The sequence below is a fragment of the Saccharothrix sp. BKS2 genome, assembly GCF_047689505.1.
In the GTDB taxonomy this organism is placed as follows: Bacteria; Actinomycetota; Actinomycetes; order Mycobacteriales; family Pseudonocardiaceae; genus Actinosynnema; species Actinosynnema lopnurensis.
Genome location: NZ_JAUQOL010000005.1, coordinates 48,497 through 66,231, shown reverse-complemented (window position 1 = coordinate 66,231; position 17,735 = coordinate 48,497). Strand labels below are relative to the sequence as shown.

The 17,735-nt window shown below is 74.2% G+C and carries 14 protein-coding genes; 7 read left to right on the top strand and 7 right to left on the bottom strand.

Annotation, left to right across the window (positions count from 1 at the left end):
- The first annotated feature begins 115 nt into the window (after positions 1-115).
- Together Q5530_RS11450 and Q5530_RS11445 are read left to right on the top strand one after the other, a co-directional pair.
- Positions 116-940: a mechanosensitive ion channel family protein gene (locus Q5530_RS11450; RefSeq protein WP_415362148.1), complete on the top strand. Its 825-nt coding sequence runs from the start codon at positions 116-118 to the stop codon at positions 938-940.
- Positions 941-1,071: 131 nt separating this feature from the next.
- A complete protein-coding gene (locus Q5530_RS11445; RefSeq protein WP_415362147.1) occupies positions 1,072-1,929 on the top strand; it encodes a DUF2382 domain-containing protein in 858 nt (285 codons plus the stop codon).
- Between the two features lie 156 nt (positions 1,930-2,085).
- Here the strand turns inward: Q5530_RS11445 and Q5530_RS11440 are convergent, their stop codons facing one another.
- Positions 2,086-3,129, bottom strand: a complete 1,044-nt coding sequence (locus Q5530_RS11440; protein ID WP_415362146.1) for a methyltransferase — start codon at positions 3,127-3,129, stop codon at positions 2,086-2,088.
- A gap of 132 nt (positions 3,130-3,261) precedes the next feature.
- Between Q5530_RS11440 and Q5530_RS11435 the strand changes: the two genes are divergently transcribed.
- A complete protein-coding gene (locus Q5530_RS11435; RefSeq protein ID WP_415362145.1) occupies positions 3,262-3,564 on the top strand; it encodes a hypothetical protein in 303 nt (100 codons plus the stop codon).
- A 208-nt stretch (positions 3,565-3,772) separates the two neighbouring features.
- Here the strand turns inward: Q5530_RS11435 and Q5530_RS11430 are convergent, their stop codons facing one another.
- The 3 genes from Q5530_RS11430 to Q5530_RS11420 all read right to left on the bottom strand — a co-directional run bounded on the left by Q5530_RS11430 (position 3,773) and on the right by Q5530_RS11420 (position 6,209).
- Positions 3,773-4,183, bottom strand: coding sequence for a hypothetical protein (locus Q5530_RS11430; RefSeq protein ID WP_415362144.1), 411 nt, complete (start codon positions 4,181-4,183; stop codon positions 3,773-3,775).
- Between the two features lie 108 nt (positions 4,184-4,291).
- Positions 4,292-4,642: a hypothetical protein gene (locus tag Q5530_RS11425; protein ID WP_415362143.1), complete on the bottom strand. Its 351-nt coding sequence runs from the start codon at positions 4,640-4,642 to the stop codon at positions 4,292-4,294.
- A 577-nt stretch (positions 4,643-5,219) separates the two neighbouring features.
- On the bottom strand, positions 5,220-6,209 hold the full coding sequence (locus Q5530_RS11420) for a hypothetical protein (RefSeq protein ID WP_415362142.1): 990 nt from the start codon (positions 6,207-6,209) through the stop codon (positions 5,220-5,222).
- A gap of 7 nt (positions 6,210-6,216) precedes the next feature.
- On the opposite strand from Q5530_RS11420, the gene Q5530_RS11415 reads away from it, so the two are divergent.
- Both Q5530_RS11415 and Q5530_RS11410 read left to right on the top strand, forming a co-directional pair.
- Positions 6,217-6,363 carry a hypothetical protein gene (locus tag Q5530_RS11415; protein WP_415362141.1) on the top strand — a complete coding sequence of 49 codons (147 nt, stop codon included), beginning with the start codon at positions 6,217-6,219 and terminating at the stop codon, positions 6,361-6,363.
- 417 nt (positions 6,364-6,780) lie between these two features.
- Positions 6,781-7,647: a hypothetical protein gene (locus Q5530_RS11410; protein WP_415362140.1), complete on the top strand. Its 867-nt coding sequence runs from the start codon at positions 6,781-6,783 to the stop codon at positions 7,645-7,647.
- 135 nt (positions 7,648-7,782) lie between these two features.
- Here Q5530_RS11410 and Q5530_RS11405 read toward each other — a convergent pair whose 3' ends face one another.
- From Q5530_RS11405 to Q5530_RS11395, 3 genes are all read right to left on the bottom strand, one after another.
- Positions 7,783-8,145, bottom strand: a complete 363-nt coding sequence (locus tag Q5530_RS11405) for an STAS domain-containing protein (RefSeq protein WP_415362139.1) — start codon at positions 8,143-8,145, stop codon at positions 7,783-7,785.
- A 162-nt stretch (positions 8,146-8,307) separates the two neighbouring features.
- Positions 8,308-9,258: an anti-sigma factor RsbA family regulatory protein gene (locus Q5530_RS11400; RefSeq protein WP_415362138.1), complete on the bottom strand. Its 951-nt coding sequence runs from the start codon at positions 9,256-9,258 to the stop codon at positions 8,308-8,310.
- 285 nt (positions 9,259-9,543) lie between these two features.
- Positions 9,544-15,000, bottom strand: coding sequence for a carboxyl transferase domain-containing protein (locus Q5530_RS11395; protein ID WP_415362137.1), 5,457 nt, complete (start codon positions 14,998-15,000; stop codon positions 9,544-9,546).
- A gap of 674 nt (positions 15,001-15,674) precedes the next feature.
- Here Q5530_RS11395 and Q5530_RS11390 point away from each other — a divergent pair.
- Together Q5530_RS11390 and Q5530_RS11385 are read left to right on the top strand one after the other, a co-directional pair.
- Entirely contained in the window at positions 15,675-16,415 is a 741-nt protein-coding gene (locus tag Q5530_RS11390; RefSeq protein WP_415362136.1) for a crotonobetainyl-CoA--carnitine CoA-transferase, read from the top strand.
- Positions 16,412-17,701, top strand: coding sequence for an aminotransferase class V-fold PLP-dependent enzyme (locus Q5530_RS11385; RefSeq protein ID WP_415362135.1), 1,290 nt, complete (start codon positions 16,412-16,414; stop codon positions 17,699-17,701). Before Q5530_RS11390 ends, Q5530_RS11385 begins: the two co-directional genes overlap by 4 nt.
- Positions 17,702-17,735: the final 34 nt, after the last annotated feature.

Sequence of the window (17,735 nt, the reverse complement as noted above, 5' to 3'; positions counted from 1 at the left end):
ATGGGCGTGTCGTCTCACCCGAGCGGGGTAGCCGAAGAGGTGACCGGCCCTGACGATCCCGAGACGAGGGCGCACCGGGGCCCGCCTCCAGGCGACGGGAAGGACCAGAACGGACATGCCGACCGCGACACTGGCCGCCATCGACCTCAGCCAGGGCATCTCCGACGCCTGGCGCGCGGTGGCCACCTTCGTGCCCAAGCTCGTGGGTTTCCTGCTGATCCTGCTGATCGGCTTCTTCATCGCGAAGTTCCTGGCCAAGGCCGTGGACAAGGTCCTGGAGCGCGTCGGGTTCGACCGCGTCGTCGAACGCGGCGGCGTCAAGCAGGCCCTGGCCCGCTCGAAGTACGACGCCTCCGACATCATCGCCAAGCTCGTCTACTACGCGGTGCTGCTGATCACGCTCCAGGTCGCCTTCGGCGCCTGGGGTCCCAACCCGGTGTCCACGCTGCTGACCGGCATCGTGGCCTGGCTGCCCCGCGCGGCCGTGGCGATCATCATCGTCGTGGTGGCCGCGGCGGTCGCCAGGGCGGTCAAGGACCTCGTCGGCAACGCCCTGGGCGGTCTGTCCTACGGCCGCGTGCTGGCCACCACCGCCTCGGTCTTCGTCATCGGCCTGGGCGTGATCGCCGCGCTGAACCAGATCGGCGTGGCCACCACCGTGACGATGCCGGTGCTGATCACCGTGCTGGCCACGGTCGGCGGCATCGCGGTCATCGGTGTCGGCGGCGGCCTGGTCCGGCCGATGCAGCAGCGCTGGGAGCAGTGGCTCAGCCGGGCCGAGCATGAGGTGCCGCAGGCCCGCGCCCACGCCGAGGCTTACCAGCGGGGCCGGGAGGACGTGGCGCGCACCGCGACGACCGACGCGCCCACGCAGCAGGTGCCCGCCCCGCAGACGACCGCGGGCCAGGTCCGGGGCGACGGTCCCACCCGCGGCTACTGACCGCGGCCGAAGGAGCACACCTCCCGGGGCGACGACCCCCGGGCAACCAGCCGACCCGCGCGCGTCCGGGGTCCGCCCAGGACCACCTCCGCGAGCCGCGGGCGCACGACAGCGACGAATGGAGAACGACCGTGACCAACTCGATCCGCGAGCGCATCACCCGCTGGACCGGCCGCGACGTCCACGACCCCGCCGGTGAGAAGATCGGCGGTGTCGAGCAGCTGTGGTTCGACGACCAGGACGGCGAGCCCACCTGGGTGTCGGTCAAGACCGGTCTGCTCGGGCTGCGGCAGTCGTTCCTGCCGGTGCGCGGCCTGACCGAGGGCCCGGACGGCGAGCTGCGCACCCCCTACCCGAAGGAGCAGGTCAAGGACGCGCCCAACGTCGAGGCGTCGGACGACCACCTCGACCCGGACGAGGAGCGGCGCCTCTACAGCCACTACGGCCTCACCAGCGGCACCGGGCAGCAGGCGGGCACCGGGCGACAGGCCGCCGCCGGGCAGCGGACCGCCGCCGGACAGCAGGCCGCCACCGGGCAGCAGACCGCCGCCGCCGGCCGCCACACCGCCGCCGACACGGGCCACGACACCTCCGGCCCGAACACCGACGACGCGATGACCCGCTCCGAGGAGCACCTGCGGGTGGGCACCGAGAAGCACGAGGCAGGGCGGGCCCGGCTGCGCAAGTACGTGGTCACCGAGACCGAGCAGGTCGCCGTGCCGGTCACGCGCGAGGAGGTGCGGGTCGAGCGCGAGCCGATCACCGAGGCCAACCGCGGCGCCGCCCTGTCCGGGCCGGACATCTCGGAGGAGGAGCACGAGGTGACCCTGCACGAGGAGCGCCCCGTGGTCGACACCGAGGCGGTCCCGGTCGAGCGCGTGCGGCTGGCCAAGGAGCAGGTCACCGACACCGAGACCGTCGCCGGCGAGGTCCGCAAGGAGCGCATCGACACCGACGGCGACGTCCAGGGCGGTCGCAGCCCGCGCTGAACCCGCTCCCGCCGCCCCCGCGGGGGCGGACCGGGCACCGGCCGGGTCGAGGTCCGACCTTCCCTTCCCACGACCCGACCCGGACCGGCGACACCGGGACCCCGACCGTGCCGATCGCGGTCGGGGTCCCGGCCTGCGCGGCCCCACCCGTCGGGCTCAGACCGCGGCGACGCCCTCGACGACCGACAGCCGGGTGTCGGTGGGCAGCACCCGGGTCAGCCGGAGCCCGGCGCGGGTGAACAGGGCGTCGAAGTCGGCGCGGGTGCGTTCCCGCCCGGTGAACGAGCTCATCATGAGCAGGTCGATGACCTTGCCCGGGTCGGGGTCGTTGCCGGGCGGGACCACCGCGTCGGCGACCAGGACGCGGCCCTGCGGGGACATCGCCCGCCGGCAGTGCTCCAGGACGCGCAGGGCGTGCTCGTCGTCCCAGTCGTGCAGGATGCGCTTGAGCAGGTAGGCGTCGCCGGGCGGGGCCTCGGCGAAGAAGTCGCCCGCCACGAGGTCCCAGCGGTCCTCCGCGCCGAGTTCGCCGAGCCGGTGCCCTTCGAGCACGTGCGGCTGGTCGAACAGCACCCCGCGCGCCCCCGGGTGCTCCCGCAGCACGGCCAGCAGCAGTCCGCCGTGACCACCGCCCACGTCGACCACCACGGCGTCGGGCGGGAGGTCGAGGGCCCGCGCGACGAGGGGGTTCTCCGGGTCGGACATCGAGGCCATGCCGTCGTGGAAGACCGCCGCGGTCCCGGGGTCGCGGGCGAAGTGGTCGAAGAACGGCATCCCGAACAGCCGGTCGAACGGCGAGGTCCCGGTGCGCACGGCCTCCTCCAGCTCGCCGGCGGGCCGCCAGAACGTCGTGTCGGTGAGCATCAGGATCGCCGCGCGGAAGGACGACGGCGCGTCGGTGCGCATCGGCTCGGCCGCGGGGGTGAGCGCGAACCGGCCCTCGTCGTCCTCGGTGAAGATGCCGTGCGTGGCCAGCAGCCGCAGCGCCCGGTGCAGGTTGAGCTGGTGGGCGCCGACCGCCCGCGCCAGGTCCGCGACCGGGCGCGGCCCCCCGGCCAGGTGGTCGGCCACGCCCAGCACCGCGACGGCGCGCAGGGCGGCGGGCACCAGGTAGCTCATCGCGAGGTCCATCAGGGCGAAGCGGGGATCGGCTTCCGCCGGCGGTGCGACAGGTCCCGGGGAGTTCTCGGCGCTGGTCACCCACGGCACTGTATCGATTACTTAAAGTGATCACCAGTGTCGTGCTCGGGTTCACCCGCCCCGAACGTGGCTGCTCGTTAACACTTGGTGATCAAACGAGTACCGTCGGTATCGGGGCAGGGGAGGGGTGCCATGGGTGTTCCCCGGTGGGGGCGGCACGGGGTGCGAGCCGTGCACAACGCGTTCGACGGCCACGCGGGCACGGTCCTCCAGATCGGGGTGGTCGCCGGCGACGTCGTGGCGCCCCGGGCGGGCCCCGGCCTGGACGGGACCGCGGACGGCCTGGCGGCCGTGGTGCGCCGGCAGTGGGAGGCCGAGGCGTCGGTCCGCTCGCTGCGCCGGCCCGAGCCGCTGCGCCTGCGCTGGGCCCCACCCGCCGCCGGGTCGCCTGCCCGACCGCGCCCGTCGTCAAGGGCGGTGACCTCGACGACCTGACCAGGCGGTTCACCTCCCTGGCGGACCGGCGGCTGGTGCTGCTCGGCGGACCCGGCGCGGGGAAGTCGGCCACCGCGCTGCTGCTCACCCTGGACCTGCTCGCCCGGCGCGGGCCCGGCGAGCCCGTGCCGGTGCTGCTCTCCCTCTCGTCGTGGGACCCGCACGGCGAACACCTGGAGGACTGGGTCATCCGGCGGTTGGAGACCGACTACCCGGCCCTGCGCAACCGGAGCACCCACGGCCGCCACGCCGCGCGCCGCCTGGTGGCCGGGCAGCGCCTCGTGCCGCTGCTCGACGGGCCGGACGAGCTGCCGGAGGCCCTGCTCGCCCCGGCGCTGGAGTGCGTCCACCGGGCGTTCGGCCGGGGCCGTCCGCTGGTGCTGGCCTGCCGCGGCGACGAGTACGAGGCCGCGGTGCGCGCCTCCGGCACGGCGCTGCCCGCGGCCGCCGTGGTCGAGCTGGCGCCGGTCGCCGCCGCCGACGCGGCCGAGTTCCTGTCCGCCGCGTCGCCGCAGTCGGCCGGGCGCTGGGCCCCGGTGCTCGACCGGCTGCGCACCGAGCCGGACTCGGTGGTCACGCGGTCGCTGTCCACCCCGCTGGCGGTCAACCTCGCCCGCACCGCCTGCACCCGGCCCGACCGCGACCCCGGCGAGCTGGCCGACGTGCGGCGGTTCGCCGATCCCGCCGACGTGGAGCGGCACCTGCTCGACGCCCTGGTGCCCGCCGTCTACGGCGACCGGCCGACGCCGCCGCCCCGGCTCGCGCCGCTGCCGGCGGTCACCGGGCGGTACCCGGCCGACCGCGCTCGGCGCTGGCTGGGGTTCCTGGCCCGCCACGCCACCGGGCCCGCCGGGCGCGACATCGCCTGGTGGCGGCTGCCCCGTCCCCGCCTCGTGCTGGTGCCCGCGATCGCCGGCGCGCTCTGCCGGGCGGCGGTCACCGAGGGCTCGTCCCTCCCGGTCGGGTTCGCCATCGGCTTCGCGTTCACCTGGCTGATCGGCATCGCGCGCCGACGGGTGCCGCGGCGCCGGCTGCTCCTGGCCCCGGTGGTGCTGGGGGTGGCGTTCTGGTTCTTCACCTACTCGCACCCCCGGCCTCCCGGCCAGGTCGCGGTGGCGGCGGCGGGGCTGGTGCTGCTGGTCGCCATCGCGCTGTCGGCCGACCGCCCGCCGCACCGCACCGCCCTGCGCGCCTGGGGTCGCGGCCGGACGATCGCGTTCCGGGCGACCCTCGGTTTCGCGATCTCGGCGGTGACGACGGCCCCGGCGCTCGTCCTGCACGGGGTGGGGCACCCCCGGGACTGGTGGATCCCGGCCGCCCTCGGCCTGGTGGTGGCCTGGGCCGTCGGCCTCGGGACCTGGCTGACCGTGCCGCCGGACGGGTTCAGCGTGCCCCGACCCGGCCGGTCGCTGCGCGGTGACCTGGTGTCGTCCGCGGTGTCCCTGACCCGGTGGGCGTTGCGGGGCAGGCTGCCGTGGCGATTGCTGCGGTTCCTCGACGACGCGCACCGGCGCGGCGTGCTCAGGCAGACCGGCGCGGTCCACCAGTTCCGGCACAGCCACCTCCAGCAGCACCTGGCAGACGGGACGGTTAGGCGTTCGTCGCGGTGGCGGTCCCGCGGCAGTCCCGCGTCGACCGCCAGGCCCTCCGCCCCGTCAGAGGCCGAACTTCGCCTCCAGCGCGCTCCGCCGCGCCGTCACGTCCTCCGGGTCGTCGCCGTACACCAGCAACTGGAGGGTGCTCTGCCGGACGCGGTTGTCGGTACGGGTGGTGTCGTGGCCGGAGGTGACCAGCAGCCCGCCGGCCGCCAGCGCCGGGCGCAGTTCGGCCAGCAGCTCGGCCATGGGCGCGGCGACCGCCAGCTTCACCGACTCCGCGGGCCCGTCGAGCGCGTCGGGCCGGACCGACCGCAGCGCCAGCAGCGGGATCGACCCGCTGGTGATGCGGAAGTTCAGGTCGAGCATGGCCAGCCGGCCGTCCAGGGTCTCGGCGCAGTCCAGGCTGCACAGGCCCCGGTACCCGACGTCGGCCGCGCGCTGGGTGATGGCCAGGCACTCGGCGAGCAGGTCGTCCGGCGGCGGGGCGACGGGCCCGAACCGCCCGCCGACGTACACCCCGGCCCCGTCCACCCGCTGCTCGGTGACGGCGAGCAGCCGGGCGACCGCGTCCACGCCGACGTAGAGCTGGACGCCCCAGTTGCGCAGGATGTGGAGGTACTCCTCCAGCACGAACTCGCCGAGCAGGTCGGTGAAGGCCGGCAGCGCGACCTCGTCCCCCGCCCGGTGCAGGTACACGTCGAGGCTGCCGCCGTGCGCGTCGTCGGTGGCGGCCTTGAGCACCCAGGACTCCTCCGCCGGCGTCGCCTCGGCCAGCCCGGCGCGCGGGACGACGCTGCGCCGCGCCCGGAAGCGCGGGTCGACGAACGTGCCGATGGTCGCCTTGTTGTTCAGGTGGCCGACCAGCCGCGCGGTCTTGACCGAGCGCTCGTCCGCGCACAGCGCGGTCGGCTGCGGGTACTCCATCGCGATCCGCAGCCCGTCGCCCACCGCCTCGGCCACGCGGGCCGCGAACCCGGCCTCGCCGCTGAACTCGCGCAGGTCGGTCCCGACCGGCAGGCCGCCGTCGCGCAACTGCGCCAGCAGCACCGGGTCGGTGCCGCCGGCGCTGCAGATCAGCGCGGTGTCCGAGGCGATCGCGATCGGCCTGGCGGAGAGCGAGTCGCGGGTGGTGCGGTGCCCGTTCCCCGGCGCGCCCGCCTCCAGCGCCGGTCGCGCGGCGACGGCGACGCCGGGGCCGTAGACGTCGGCCAGCGCGCGGGGGGAGGCGACGGAAGGCGGCAGCAGGGCTGAGGTGGTGATGGGGATCTCCCGTGAGGTGAGTGTGGTGCGCGCCGTTGCCCGGGGTGGTGAGGTGGGCGTGGACCGCGAGGTGTGGGTGGAACGGGCCGGGAGAAGGCGTCCACCGCCGTCCCGGGTGCGACGACCTCGGGGCGGGTTGCGTGGAACAGTGGGCGAACAGCCCGGATGAGGGCCGCGTGGTGACAGACTCCCACGTGTCGCCGCACCGTCCAACCAGCGGCCCGGGCCGTACCACCTGCCGCGCCGCGCGCCGCGCACCACCCGGCGACCGCGCGCCCGAGCCCGCCGGGCACCCTTGTCCGGGCCCTGCCGGCTTCCCCGTGCGGGCGTTTCCGCACCCACTACCGAGGAATGACACGTGACACTGCCCTACGACCCCGACGACGACCACGCCGCCGACCGCTACGTCAACAACGCGCTGCGCAGCCGCGACCCCGAGACGTGGCGGCTGCTGGGCTCCGACGCCTACGTCGAGCAGACCGAGCGGGTGCTGCGGGCGATGCTCGACCGGATCACCGTGACGCGCACGCACCGCACGGCCGAGCGGGCGACCGCGCGGGCGCGGGCGCTGGAGGGGGAGATCACCCAGGCCGAGTACCAGCGCGACGCGGCCGAGGACGCCAACCGGTTCACCAAGACCGCCCACTTCGAGACGCTGGTGCGCGAGCACCAGCGGCTGATCGCGCCCGCGGCGCGGCGGCTGCGCGGCGACGACGTCCGCGACGAGCTGATGGACCTGGTGCTCGCCCTGGGCTCCGCCATCGACGCCCACCGCGGCGCCGTGCTGGCGGGTGAGGGCGAGCCCACCGCGGCCGACCGGGCGCTGTGGGCGAGGCTGACCGCGCTCGACGTGCCGGGCACGCCGGACGGCGAGGGGCGCGCGTCGGTGGAGGAGCTGGTCAGGCGCCACGCGGAGCGGCAGGACGACCTCGGGCGCGTGCTGGCGGGGATCGTCCTGGACGTGGCGGGCGACGAGGCGTCGGTGCCGCGCGCCGCGCTGCTGGCCGTGTGGAAGAAGTCGGTCGCGCCGACCCTGGCGCCCGAGCAGAAGAACGAGTTCGCGGCCAAGGGCAAGGGCTCGCTGGCGACCGAGAAGCTCCGCAAGACGATGGGCCACCTGGAGCGCAAGGGCCTGGTCAAGCGCTCGGACTCGCCGGACGGGCCGCGGCTCGACCTGCTCGACCGCGCCGGGCTGGAGGAGCTGGCCGACGGGCGGGAGCCGTGACCGCCGGGTGCCCGTCCGGTGCGCGGCGGCACCGGGGGCGCCCCCGGTGCCGCCGCGCGACGTCGACCGGGGTGGTGACCTGCCCCGGCGGGGCCGGGACAGGTCGGCTGGGTTTCGACTAGTGCGCCACCGGCACTAGTGCGACACCGGCACGCCTGCGGTCCGCAACGCCCTGATCGCGTCCGGCGCGGTGGGGTGGAGGTCGACCACCCCGTCCGGCAGCGCGATGTCCAGGGTGCGCAGGACCGCGCGCCGGGTGGAGGCCAGGGCGAAGGCCACCCCCTGGTCCCGGGCCCACGTGGCGGCCTCGACCACCAGGCGGACCCCGGTCGAGCCGAAGAAGCCGACGTCGGTCAGGTCGAGGACCAGTCCGGCGGGGCGTCGGTCGAACTGCGCGGTCAGCGCGGCGCGGATCGGCTCGTCGCAGGTCATGTCGATCTCACCGGCCACCGAGACCACGGAGATGCCGTCGCGGTCGTCGACGCCGATGACGGCCACGGGTGTTCTTTCGACGGGGAAATGCCCCAATTGGGCTCCTCGGTTGGCACGAGAACCGGCAACCGAGCTTCTGCTTAACCCGAATCGTCGTTCCGCGTAGCGGACGCTTATCGCAGAGCTCCATCGTAGATCGCCACCGCGGCGGGCACAACCGTGCCGGGTTCAGGCGACGCCCAGGGTGAGGCGGATGGTGAAACCGCCCTCGTCGCGGCCGAAGGTGACGTGGTGGCACAGCTGGTGGACCAGCCACAGCCCCAGGCCACCGGTGGTCCGGTCCCGCGCGGGCAGCAGGCCGGCGAACGGGTCGTCGAGGCCCGCGCCGGTGTCGTGGACGGTGACGACGAACTGCCGGGGCGCCGACCACACCCGCAGCCGGACGGGCGGGCGACCGTGGCGCAGGGCGTTGGCCACCACCTCGCTCACCGACAGCACCAGGTCCTCGACCTCGGCCCGGGGCAGCCCGGTCCGGTCGTGGTCGAGCACACCCCGGCGGGCGGCGGCCGGGGTCGGGTCGACCAGTTCGAGCAGCGGCGGCGTGCGCTGGAGCGGGTGGTCGGCCACCGGTCGCGGCGCGGTCAGGAACGAGGGCGGGTCGACGTAGCGCTCGTTGACCAGGCGCCGGCCGTCGGCGGTGACCACGAACGGGTGAGTCGCCGCGACGTCGTCCAGGACCCGCCGCGGGGTGGTGCGCGTGTCGTAGCCGCACATGCTGCGCAGCGGGAACTCGTCGAAGACGTGGTTGACCGCCGCCTCGTAGCGCGCCCACCAGTCCCAGCCGGCGCCCAGGCCCGAAGGGGGGACCTCGCCGAAGATGCGGATGCGCCGCGCGCCACCGGCCACGAGGTCGGCCATCAGCCCCCGGTAGGACTTGATCGCGACGGCGGGCCGGGCGTAGAGGTCGTCGGAGGTCAGGAACGCCACGTCCGAGGCGTCCGGCAGCGCCTCCCGCACCAGTTCGGCCTTGTGCCGCTCCAGCGACACCACGGTCGCCTCACCGGCGTCCAGCCCGGCGCGGACGAACGGCACCGCCACGGCCAGGAGTTCGTCGTGGGAGCGGTAGTGGACCGCGGCGTGGTCGTAACCGCGCGGTCGGGAATCCGTGCCGGTCCTCATGCTGCCCGTTCCATGGCACCCGCTCCGCGCGAACCGGTTCGGGTCCTGCACCTCGAAGGATCGAGCGGGACCGGACGACGGCGGTCGCAACGCCGTCGCCACGAGGTACGCGCAGTGTAGTGGATTCGCGGGGTGTCGGTGTCGGTGTCGGGCGGCGCGGGCACGTCGTGCCCGAGGTGCCTCGGCTCGACCCATGCGCGCGGCGGGACGCTCTGAGCAGGGTCAGTCCCGACGAGCGACAAGGGGGCGGCGCCGCAGCACCGCCCCCTCACCGCACAACACCCACTACCCCTGCCGGGACTCCAGCACCTCGATGATCCGCGGCCGCAGCTCGGCCGCCCGGACCACCGCGTCCACGGACCCGACCTCGACCGCGCGCCCGATGCTGTGCACCCGGTCGAACTCGCCCGCGACCTCGCTCAGCTTCTCGGCCCGCACCGACGAGCGCAGCTCGTCCAGCTCGGCGGTCAGCGCCGCCCGATCGGCGCCGGCCGCGGCCGCCGCCCTGGCCTGCAACTCCCGCACCCGCGGGTCGGCCGCGGTGCGCGCGGTGACCTCCCGGGTGAACACCACCGCGGCCGCGGGGGCGCCGCCGAGCACCGAGGCGAAGGAACCCTCCACCGCGAGCACGGTCATGTTCGGGTTCAGCGCCTTGGAGAACACCACGAACGCGCCGCCGTGGTAGCGGGAGATCACGCAGAACACGATCGGTCCCCGGAAGTTCACCACGGCCCGGCCGATCTCCGCGCCGTACTCCAGCTGGAGTTCGCGCATCGACTCGGGCGAACCGTCGAACCCGGACAGGTTCGCCAGCACCACGACCGGCCGGTTGCCGCTGGCCGCGTTGATCGCCCGCGCCACCTTCTTCGACGACCTCGGGAACAGCGTGCCCGCGGTGTAGGTGTCCGGGCCGTCGGTGGGCGGGAAGCCGCGCCGCTCCACCGGCCGGGACTCGATCCCCAGCAGGCAGACCGGGATGCCGCCCAGGTGCGCGTCCTGCACCACCGCCGTCTCGGCGTCGGCCATGCCCGCCCAGCGCTCCAGCACCGGTCGGTCCTGGTCGGACAGCGCGCGCAGGACGGACCGGATGTCGAACGCCTTCTTGCGGTCCGGGTTGTCCAGCGGGGAGAAGATCTGCCCCACGGTGGTGAAGTCGCTGCCCACCGCCTGGTGCGGGTAGCCGGTGATGTCGCGGTCGTGCGGGTCGCTCGTCCCCACCCGGCGCGGCCCGTCCTCGCCGGGCGCGACGTAGGTGTGCTCGTAGTGGGCCATCAGCACGTCCCGGGCCGAGACCAGGTCCGGCGCCCAGTACTGCGCCTGCCCGTTGGGGCCCATGACCCGGTCGTACCCGCCGATGCCGAAGTTGTCCTCCGCGGACACGCCGCCGGAGAAGTCCAGCGACTGCTTGCCGGTGAGCACCATGGCCGAGTCGGGGGTCATCACCAGGATGCCCTTGGTGTGCATGAGCATCGTGGCCTCGGCGTTCCAGTACGGCTGGGCGCCCACGTTGATGCCCGCGACCACCACGTTGATCTCGCCGCCGGCCTGGGTGAACTCGACGATCCGCTTGAGCGCGGCCGCCACCCAGTCCATGTTCTCGGTGCCGGACTCCATGGAGATCCGGGCGCCCGCGGACAGCGCGTACCACTCCACCGGGACCCCGAGCCGCTCGGCCAGGTCCAGCGCGGCGACGACCCGGCGGCACTCCGGTTCGGACAGCGCGCCGAGGGAGTCGGTCGGGTCGCCGAGCAGCACGACCCGGGTCACGCCCTCCGGGTGGCGCGCGGTCGGGGTGCTGACCACGCCCGCGACCACGGCCGCGGTGTTCTGGCCCCTGGGGCGGTCCACCGGCACCAGCGCGTGGTGCTCGTCGAGGTCGTGCTCGGTGAACTCCCCGATCATGCCGGTGATCTCGTACGGGTACACCGTGTTGCGGCTGCCGGCCCGCAGCACCTTCAGCCGGTAGCCGTCCAGCGGCGGGATCGGCGCGTCGGAGGGCTCCCCGATGGTCAGCGCCGGGGCGCCGCCCGCGTCGAAGGAGATCCGCAGCGCGATCCGCACCAGCTCGCCGGTCGCCAACCGCTGCCGCAGGATGAACTCGATCTCCTCCAGGCCCGCACCGGCCGTGGTGGGCAGGACGCGCTTCGCCAGCAGCTCCAGCTCGTCGGCGGTGATGTCGCTGGTGGGCCAGACGTAGATCACGATGCGGTTGGTGTTGAACCGCGCCGACGACGGCCGCAGGGACTGGGCGCGCCGGATCGAGTCCAGGCACGTCGCCAGCGTGTCCTCGGCGGTGGGCAGGGCGGCGAGGCGGCCCTCGTGGTCGCGCAGCGCCACCAGGTCCCGGACCTGGCTGAAGGCCACGATCCGCTCGTCCGCGCGGTTGTCCCGGGCGACGCAGTGGAACAGGTACACGTCCTCGTCGGAAGAGGACAGTCGCGTGAGGTCGAACTCGCGCAGCCGCGCCAGCTGCATCCGCTGCGCGATGTACGGGTGCAGGCCCCGGAGCAGCCGGTCCTCGGCCATCCCGGCGCCCGACGGGCGGAACGTGACGTGCTGGTGCATGGCCGCGCCGCCGCGGCCCGCGACGGTGAGCGTCAGCCGGCGGACCTGCTCGGGCAGCGGGTGCGCGGCGACCACGGCCGCCAGCGCGGCGGCCAGGTCGGCGGCGTCCTCGGGCTGGTCCCGCCACGCCAGGTAGACGTCGGCCTCCAGCGGACCGTTGTCCGAGGCCAGGGCGCCCAGGCCCCGCAGCGCCTCGCCCAGCTCGGCGTGGTGGGTCGCGGTGGACACCACGGTGAAGTCGGTGCGCTCGGCGGTCACGAAGGTGCGCTCGCCGATCGTGCTGGTCCGGATGTCGACCAGGCGGTTGTTGCCGTAGTACCGCCGGGTCAGCACCTCCAGCATCAGCGCGTCGTCGAGCGTGCTGCGCTCCAGGTACCGGCTGAACAGCCGCACCAGGGGCTCGGTCGTGCGCACCATCCGGGCGACCCGCTCGTCCCGGTCCTCGGCCCGCGGGTGCGCGGTCAGGTACCGCACGTGCCGGCGGACCTCGGCGTAGCTGCGGGCCCGGTTGCGGCGCAGCAGCGGCTGGCCCAGCCAGGCGAACACGACGCCGCGCGCGAGGTCGGAGACCACCGGGAAGCGCACCTGGGTCGCCGAGATGAGGTGCTCCAGGGCGAGCCCGACCGTCTCGCGCAGCGCGTCGTCCGGCGGCGCCTCGTCCAGCCAGGCCCGCAGGAGCGCGACCACCACCCCGGCGTCGGCCGAGGCCCGCTGGAGGGCCAGGAAGATCCGGAACACGGCGGCTTCCAGGTCCGGGGTGCGGTCCAGGCCGGTGACGCCGTAGTGGCCGAGCGCCTTGGCGAGCCTGTCCCGGAACCGCTCCGGCACGCCGGACCGCTCCACGTCCAGGCTCTGGAGGTAGGTGTGGAAGTACTCGCGGGCGCTGTGCACGTGGCCCTCGCCGCCGGTGTCCTCGCCCGCCGGGCGGTTGCGGCTGAGCTCGGCCAGGTCGGCGAACGCGGTCAGCAGGACGACCTCGCCGGCCAGCGGTCGCCGGCCCGCCTCGGTGGCCTCCCGCCGGGCGGCGAGGTAGTCCCGCAGCACCCTGCCGTCGTCGTGCGGGTCCACGTCGAAGCCGAGCAGCTGCCCGCGCAGCTCCTGGAGGCCGCGCTCGGCGCGGTCGGCGGGGGAGGCGTCCGGGAGGTCTGCCAGGTCGAGGTCGACCGGCTGCTGGGCGGCGGCGGTGTCGGCGGCGTCGTTCTCGGCGAGCGGCTCCAGCCGCAGCAGCGGGGCGCCGGTCCCCACCTGGCTGCCGACGGCCACCGCGCACTCCTTCACGCGGGCGGCGAACGGCGCGCGCAGCACCGTCTCCATCTTCATGCTCTCCAGGACCAGCACCGGCGCGCCGGCCTCCACCTCGGCGCCGACCCCGACCGGGGTGGCCACCACCAGCGCGGGCGCGGGGGAGCGCAGCACGCCGCCCTCGTCCCGGCTGACCCGGTGCGCCACGCCGTCGACCTCGACCAGCACCACGGGTCCGGTGGTGCCCACGAGCAGGCGGTGGCGGGTCCCGTTGACGCGGATCTGCCCGGCGTGCTCGTCGAACCGGTCCAACTCGACGTCGGCGGTGCGGACCTGGGACCCGGCCTCGATGCCGACCCGGAACCGCTGCGCGCCGACCCGGGTGACCCGGACCCGGTACGAGGCGCCCCGCAGCTTGAGGTCCAGCCCGCGGCCGGACTCGTGCCGCACCTGCGGGCGGCCGCCGAACGCGGTGGACAGCAGCCGCTGCTGCTCGGCGCTCTCCTCCTCCTCGTACGCCTGGATGGCGGCGGCGGCCACGGCCACGGCGGAGTGGCGGTGCGCGACGAGCCCGCCCTCGGCCCGCACCCGGTCGATCCAGCCGGTGTCCGCGGTGGCGTCGACGACCGCGGGCTGGTCGAGCAGGTCCAGGACGAAGCTCTTGTTGGTCGCGCCGCCGTCGATGACCACGGTGGTGTCGGCCATGGCCCGGCGCAGCCGGCCCAGCGCCTCGGCCCGGTGGCGGCCGTGGGCGATGATCTTGGCGATCATCGAGTCGAAGTCGGCCGGGATGGTGTCGCCCTCGCCGAAACCGGTGTCCACCCGGATGCCGGGCCCCGAGGGCAGGTCGAGCCGGACGATGCGCCCCGGTGACGGGGCGAAGTCGCGGTCCGGGTCCTCGGCGTTGAGCCGGGCCTCGACGGCGTGCCCGCGCTCGACCGGGGGCGCGCCCTCCAGCCGGTTGCCGGCCGCCACCCACAGCTGGGCCTTGACCAGGTCGAACCCGGTGGTGGCCTCGGTGATCGGGTGCTCGACCTGGAGCCGGGTGTTGACCTCCAGGAAGGCGAACGCCCGGTCACCGGGGTGGTACAGGAACTCGACGGTGGCCGCGCCCCGGTAACCGACCGCGACGGCCAGCCGCTCGGCGGACGCCTTGAGCTCGGCGGCCTGGTCGGCGTCGAGCACGGGGGAGGCCGACTCCTCGATGATCTTCTGGTTGCGCCGCTGGACCGAGCAGTCGCGCACCCCCAGCGCCCACGCCGTGCCCTGGCCGTCCGCGATGACCTGCACCTCGACGTGCCGGGCCCCGGTGACCAGGCGCTCCAGGAACACGACCCCGCTGCCGAACGCCCGCGCGGCCTCCTGGCTGGTGCGCTCGTAGGCGTCGGCCAGGTCGGCGTCGCTGGTGATCACGCGGATGCCCCGCCCGCCGCCGCCCGCGGTGGCCTTGAGCATCAGCGGGTAGCCGATGCCGGCCGCGGCCTCCAGGGCGGCGTCCAGCGACTCGACCGGGCCCCGGCTCCACGGCGCGACCGGGACGCCGACCTCCTCGGCGATCAGCTTGGCGCCGATCTTGTCCCCGAGCTTGCGCATGGCGTCGGGGCTCGGGCCGATGAAGGTGACCCCGACCTCCTCGCAGAGCGCGGCGAACGCCGGGTCCTCGGCGACGAAGCCCCAGCCGACCCAGGCCGCGTCCGCCCGGGTCTCCACCAGGGCTTTCTTGAGGACCTTCAGGTCGAGGTAGGGGCGGGCGGACGCCGGTCCCAGGTCGTGGGCGACGTCGGCTTCGCGGACGAACGCGGCACCGCGGTCCACGTCGGTGTGCAGGGCGATCGTGTCGATCGCCGTGCCGGTCTCCTCGGCCAGTTCCCGGGCCGCGTGGATGAGCCGCATCGCGGCCTCTCCCCGGTTGACGATCGCGATACGGCGGAACATCCGACCGACCATTCCCTTCTGTACGTGAACCACGAGCCTGGGCGTCCGTTCAGGTCGCGTCCACACTCTGCCTGGTGGCCCGGCCGGTGCTGTGCCGGGGTGGGCTCGGGACGAGTATGGCCAACCCGCCGGCGGGGAGACCCCGTCGGCGGTGCAGTACAGGGCCCCCTAATAGCCGCGGCGGCGACCCCGGCTCCACGCCCACCGGTCCCGGAACGATCCCCGTGACGCCCGTGACCTGCGGTTTCGTTCCCGCTGCCCGGTGACCGCCGCTCTCCGGCCGCCGGGCGCCGATAGGGGTTGAGGGGGTTTTCCACGCCCTGTCGACGCGGTTCGGTTCTTCTTCACCCCACCCGGCCGTCGCGACCCGGTCCGGGACCCCTTCGCCGGCGTGGCGCCCGGCTGTCGCGGCGCTTTGGCGTCGGCTTCGGGAGGGAAGTTTCGGCTACTTATATATTAAGTAGTTGTGGGGCGCCGCGTCGAGTCGGACGCAGCCGGGCTTCGAGCGGGTACGGTGGGTCTCACCTGCACTGCGGACAGTTGCACGAGGAGGTGCGACGCGTGGCGAAGTCCTTGACCGGAAGGTCCGCAGGGGGTACCAGGTTGCCATTGACTAAAAAATCTGATACTTATCAGGGCGTGTCGGGTGGCAGCGCGTACTGTCGGGAGCGACGATGGTTTTGGAGAGGCGACTAGCGGACGCGGCCGATGCCTACGTCGCACGCTCGTCCCACGACGGCGCGGGCCGGGACGAACCGCTGAGCGGACGCAGGCGGGCGACCATGCGGTGGAACCCGGACTACTGCCGTCGGGTCGCGCGGTGGTTCGACCGCGCCCCCCACCTGGCCTACGACGCCCGCCTCAGCCGGCTCTACCACCGGTTCAAGTGGGAGACGCTCCAGCAGTACGAGGTGATCCGGCGGGTCGGCATCACCGTCGAACCGTGGGTCCGCCCGGGGCAGCCGTACCGGGATTCCGCCGACCTGCGGGCGTCGGTCCTCTCGACCGGCGTGCTCCACGTTTACCTCACCGATTCCGGGCACGGCGAGGGTGAAACCGGCTACCACCCCATGCTGGCCCCCACCGGCCTGAGCATCGGCGGGGTCGATTTCCGGTACAACGACGTTTTCCGCGCGGTGCACGACATCTTCGGGCACGTCATGTTCGACAACGATTTCTCCTCGCGCGGCGAGTTCCGGGCGGCCTTCTGCCACATGGGGATGTACTCGCCGGACGTGCACCCGGTGCTGTTCTCCGAACAGGTCGCCCAGATCTGCTGGTACTTCTTCGGGCCGCACCTGGAGCGGGGCGAACCGCGCCGGTACTCGGACCAGAAGGTGCTGGAATTCCCCCCGTCGTTCCTGGACGAGTTCACGGGGATGTTCGTCACGAGCGACACCAAGGAGTCCGTGTGACCAACGTGGTGAGCCCCGGCCACCGTGCCCAGACCGCAGCGGGTGACCGGGTCCGGGAGGACTTCCCGATACTCGGCCGGTCGTTCGACGGCAACCCGCTCGTGTACCTGGACAACGCCGCGACGACGCAGAAGCCCCGCGCCGTGCTGGACGCGCTGGTCACCTTCTACGAGACCGCCAACAGCAACGTCGGGCGCGGCTACCACCGCCTGGCCTTCGAGGCGACGGACGCGTACGAGGAGAGCCGCGCCGTCGTGCAGCGCGCGATCAACGCCGAGCACACCGACGAGGTGGTGTTCACCTCCGGCACGACGGCGGCGGTGAACATGCTCGCCGACACCCTCGGCCGCGCCGTGCTGGCGGAGGGCGACCAGCTCGTGGTCACCGGCATGGAGCACAACTCGAACCTGCTGCCGTGGCGCCGGCTCTGCGAGGCGACCGGCGCGGAGCTGGTCGTGGTGGACGCGGAGCAGGGCGGCGGGGTCGACCCGGCCCGGTTCGCCGAGGCCCTCGGACCCCGGGTGCGGCTGGCCGCCCTCACGCACGTGTCCAACGTGCTGGGCACGGTGAACCCGGTGCGCGAGCTGGTCGCCGCCGCGCACCGCCGGGACGTCCCCGTGGTGGTCGACGGCGCGCAGGCGGTGCCGCACCGCAAGGTCGACGTGCGCGACCTGGACGCCGACTTCTACTGCTTCTCCGGGCACAAGGTGTACGGGCCGATGTACACCGGCGTCCTGTACGGGAAGCGGGAGCGGCTGGCCGGGCTGCCGCCGTGGCAGGTCGGCGGCGGCACGGTGAAGGACGTGACGTTCGAGGACCCGGTGCGCTACGTCGGGGTCCCGGCCAGGCTGGAGGCGGGCACCCCGAACATCGCCGGCGCGGTCGGGCTCGCCGCCGCCTTCGACTACCTGGACGCGATCGGGTGGACCGAGATCCGGCGGCACGACGAGCTGCTCGTGCGCACGGCCGTCGAGGCGTTCTCCGCCGTGCCGGGGGTGCGGGTGGTCGGTGACCCGGCCGCCGACCCCAGCGGCATCGTGTCCCTCGTGGTGGACGGGATCCACCCCTACGACGTGGGCGACCACCTCAACCGGCACGGCGTCGCGATGCGGGCCGGGGTGCACTGCGCGAACACGTTCGTGGACACCCTCGACCCGGTCGGCACCGTGCGGCTCTCCTTCGGCGTCTACAACACGGTGGAGGAGGTCGAGTTCGTGTCCCGGGCGCTGCGCACCGTCAAGGCCGGCGTCTGGACGACCGAGCACCCCACCGAGCGGTTCCTGTAGCACCGTTCACAGTGGACCGACGCGGGTCCTGATC

Excerpts from the sequence above, each read along its gene's own strand:
- Q5530_RS11450 (WP_415362148.1), top strand. The coding sequence starts at position 116 with ATGCCGACCGCGACACTGGCCGCCATCGACCTCAGCCAGGGCATCTCC.
- Q5530_RS11435 (WP_415362145.1), top strand. The coding sequence starts at position 3,262 with ATGGGTGTTCCCCGGTGGGGGCGGCACGGGGTGCGAGCCGTGCACAAC.
- Q5530_RS11400 (WP_415362138.1), bottom strand. The coding sequence starts at position 9,258 with ATGAGGACCGGCACGGATTCCCGACCGCGCGGTTACGACCACGCCGCG.
- Q5530_RS11395 (WP_415362137.1), bottom strand. The coding sequence starts at position 15,000 with ATGTTCCGCCGTATCGCGATCGTCAACCGGGGAGAGGCCGCGATGCGG.
- Q5530_RS11390 (WP_415362136.1), top strand. The coding sequence starts at position 15,675 with ATGGTTTTGGAGAGGCGACTAGCGGACGCGGCCGATGCCTACGTCGCA.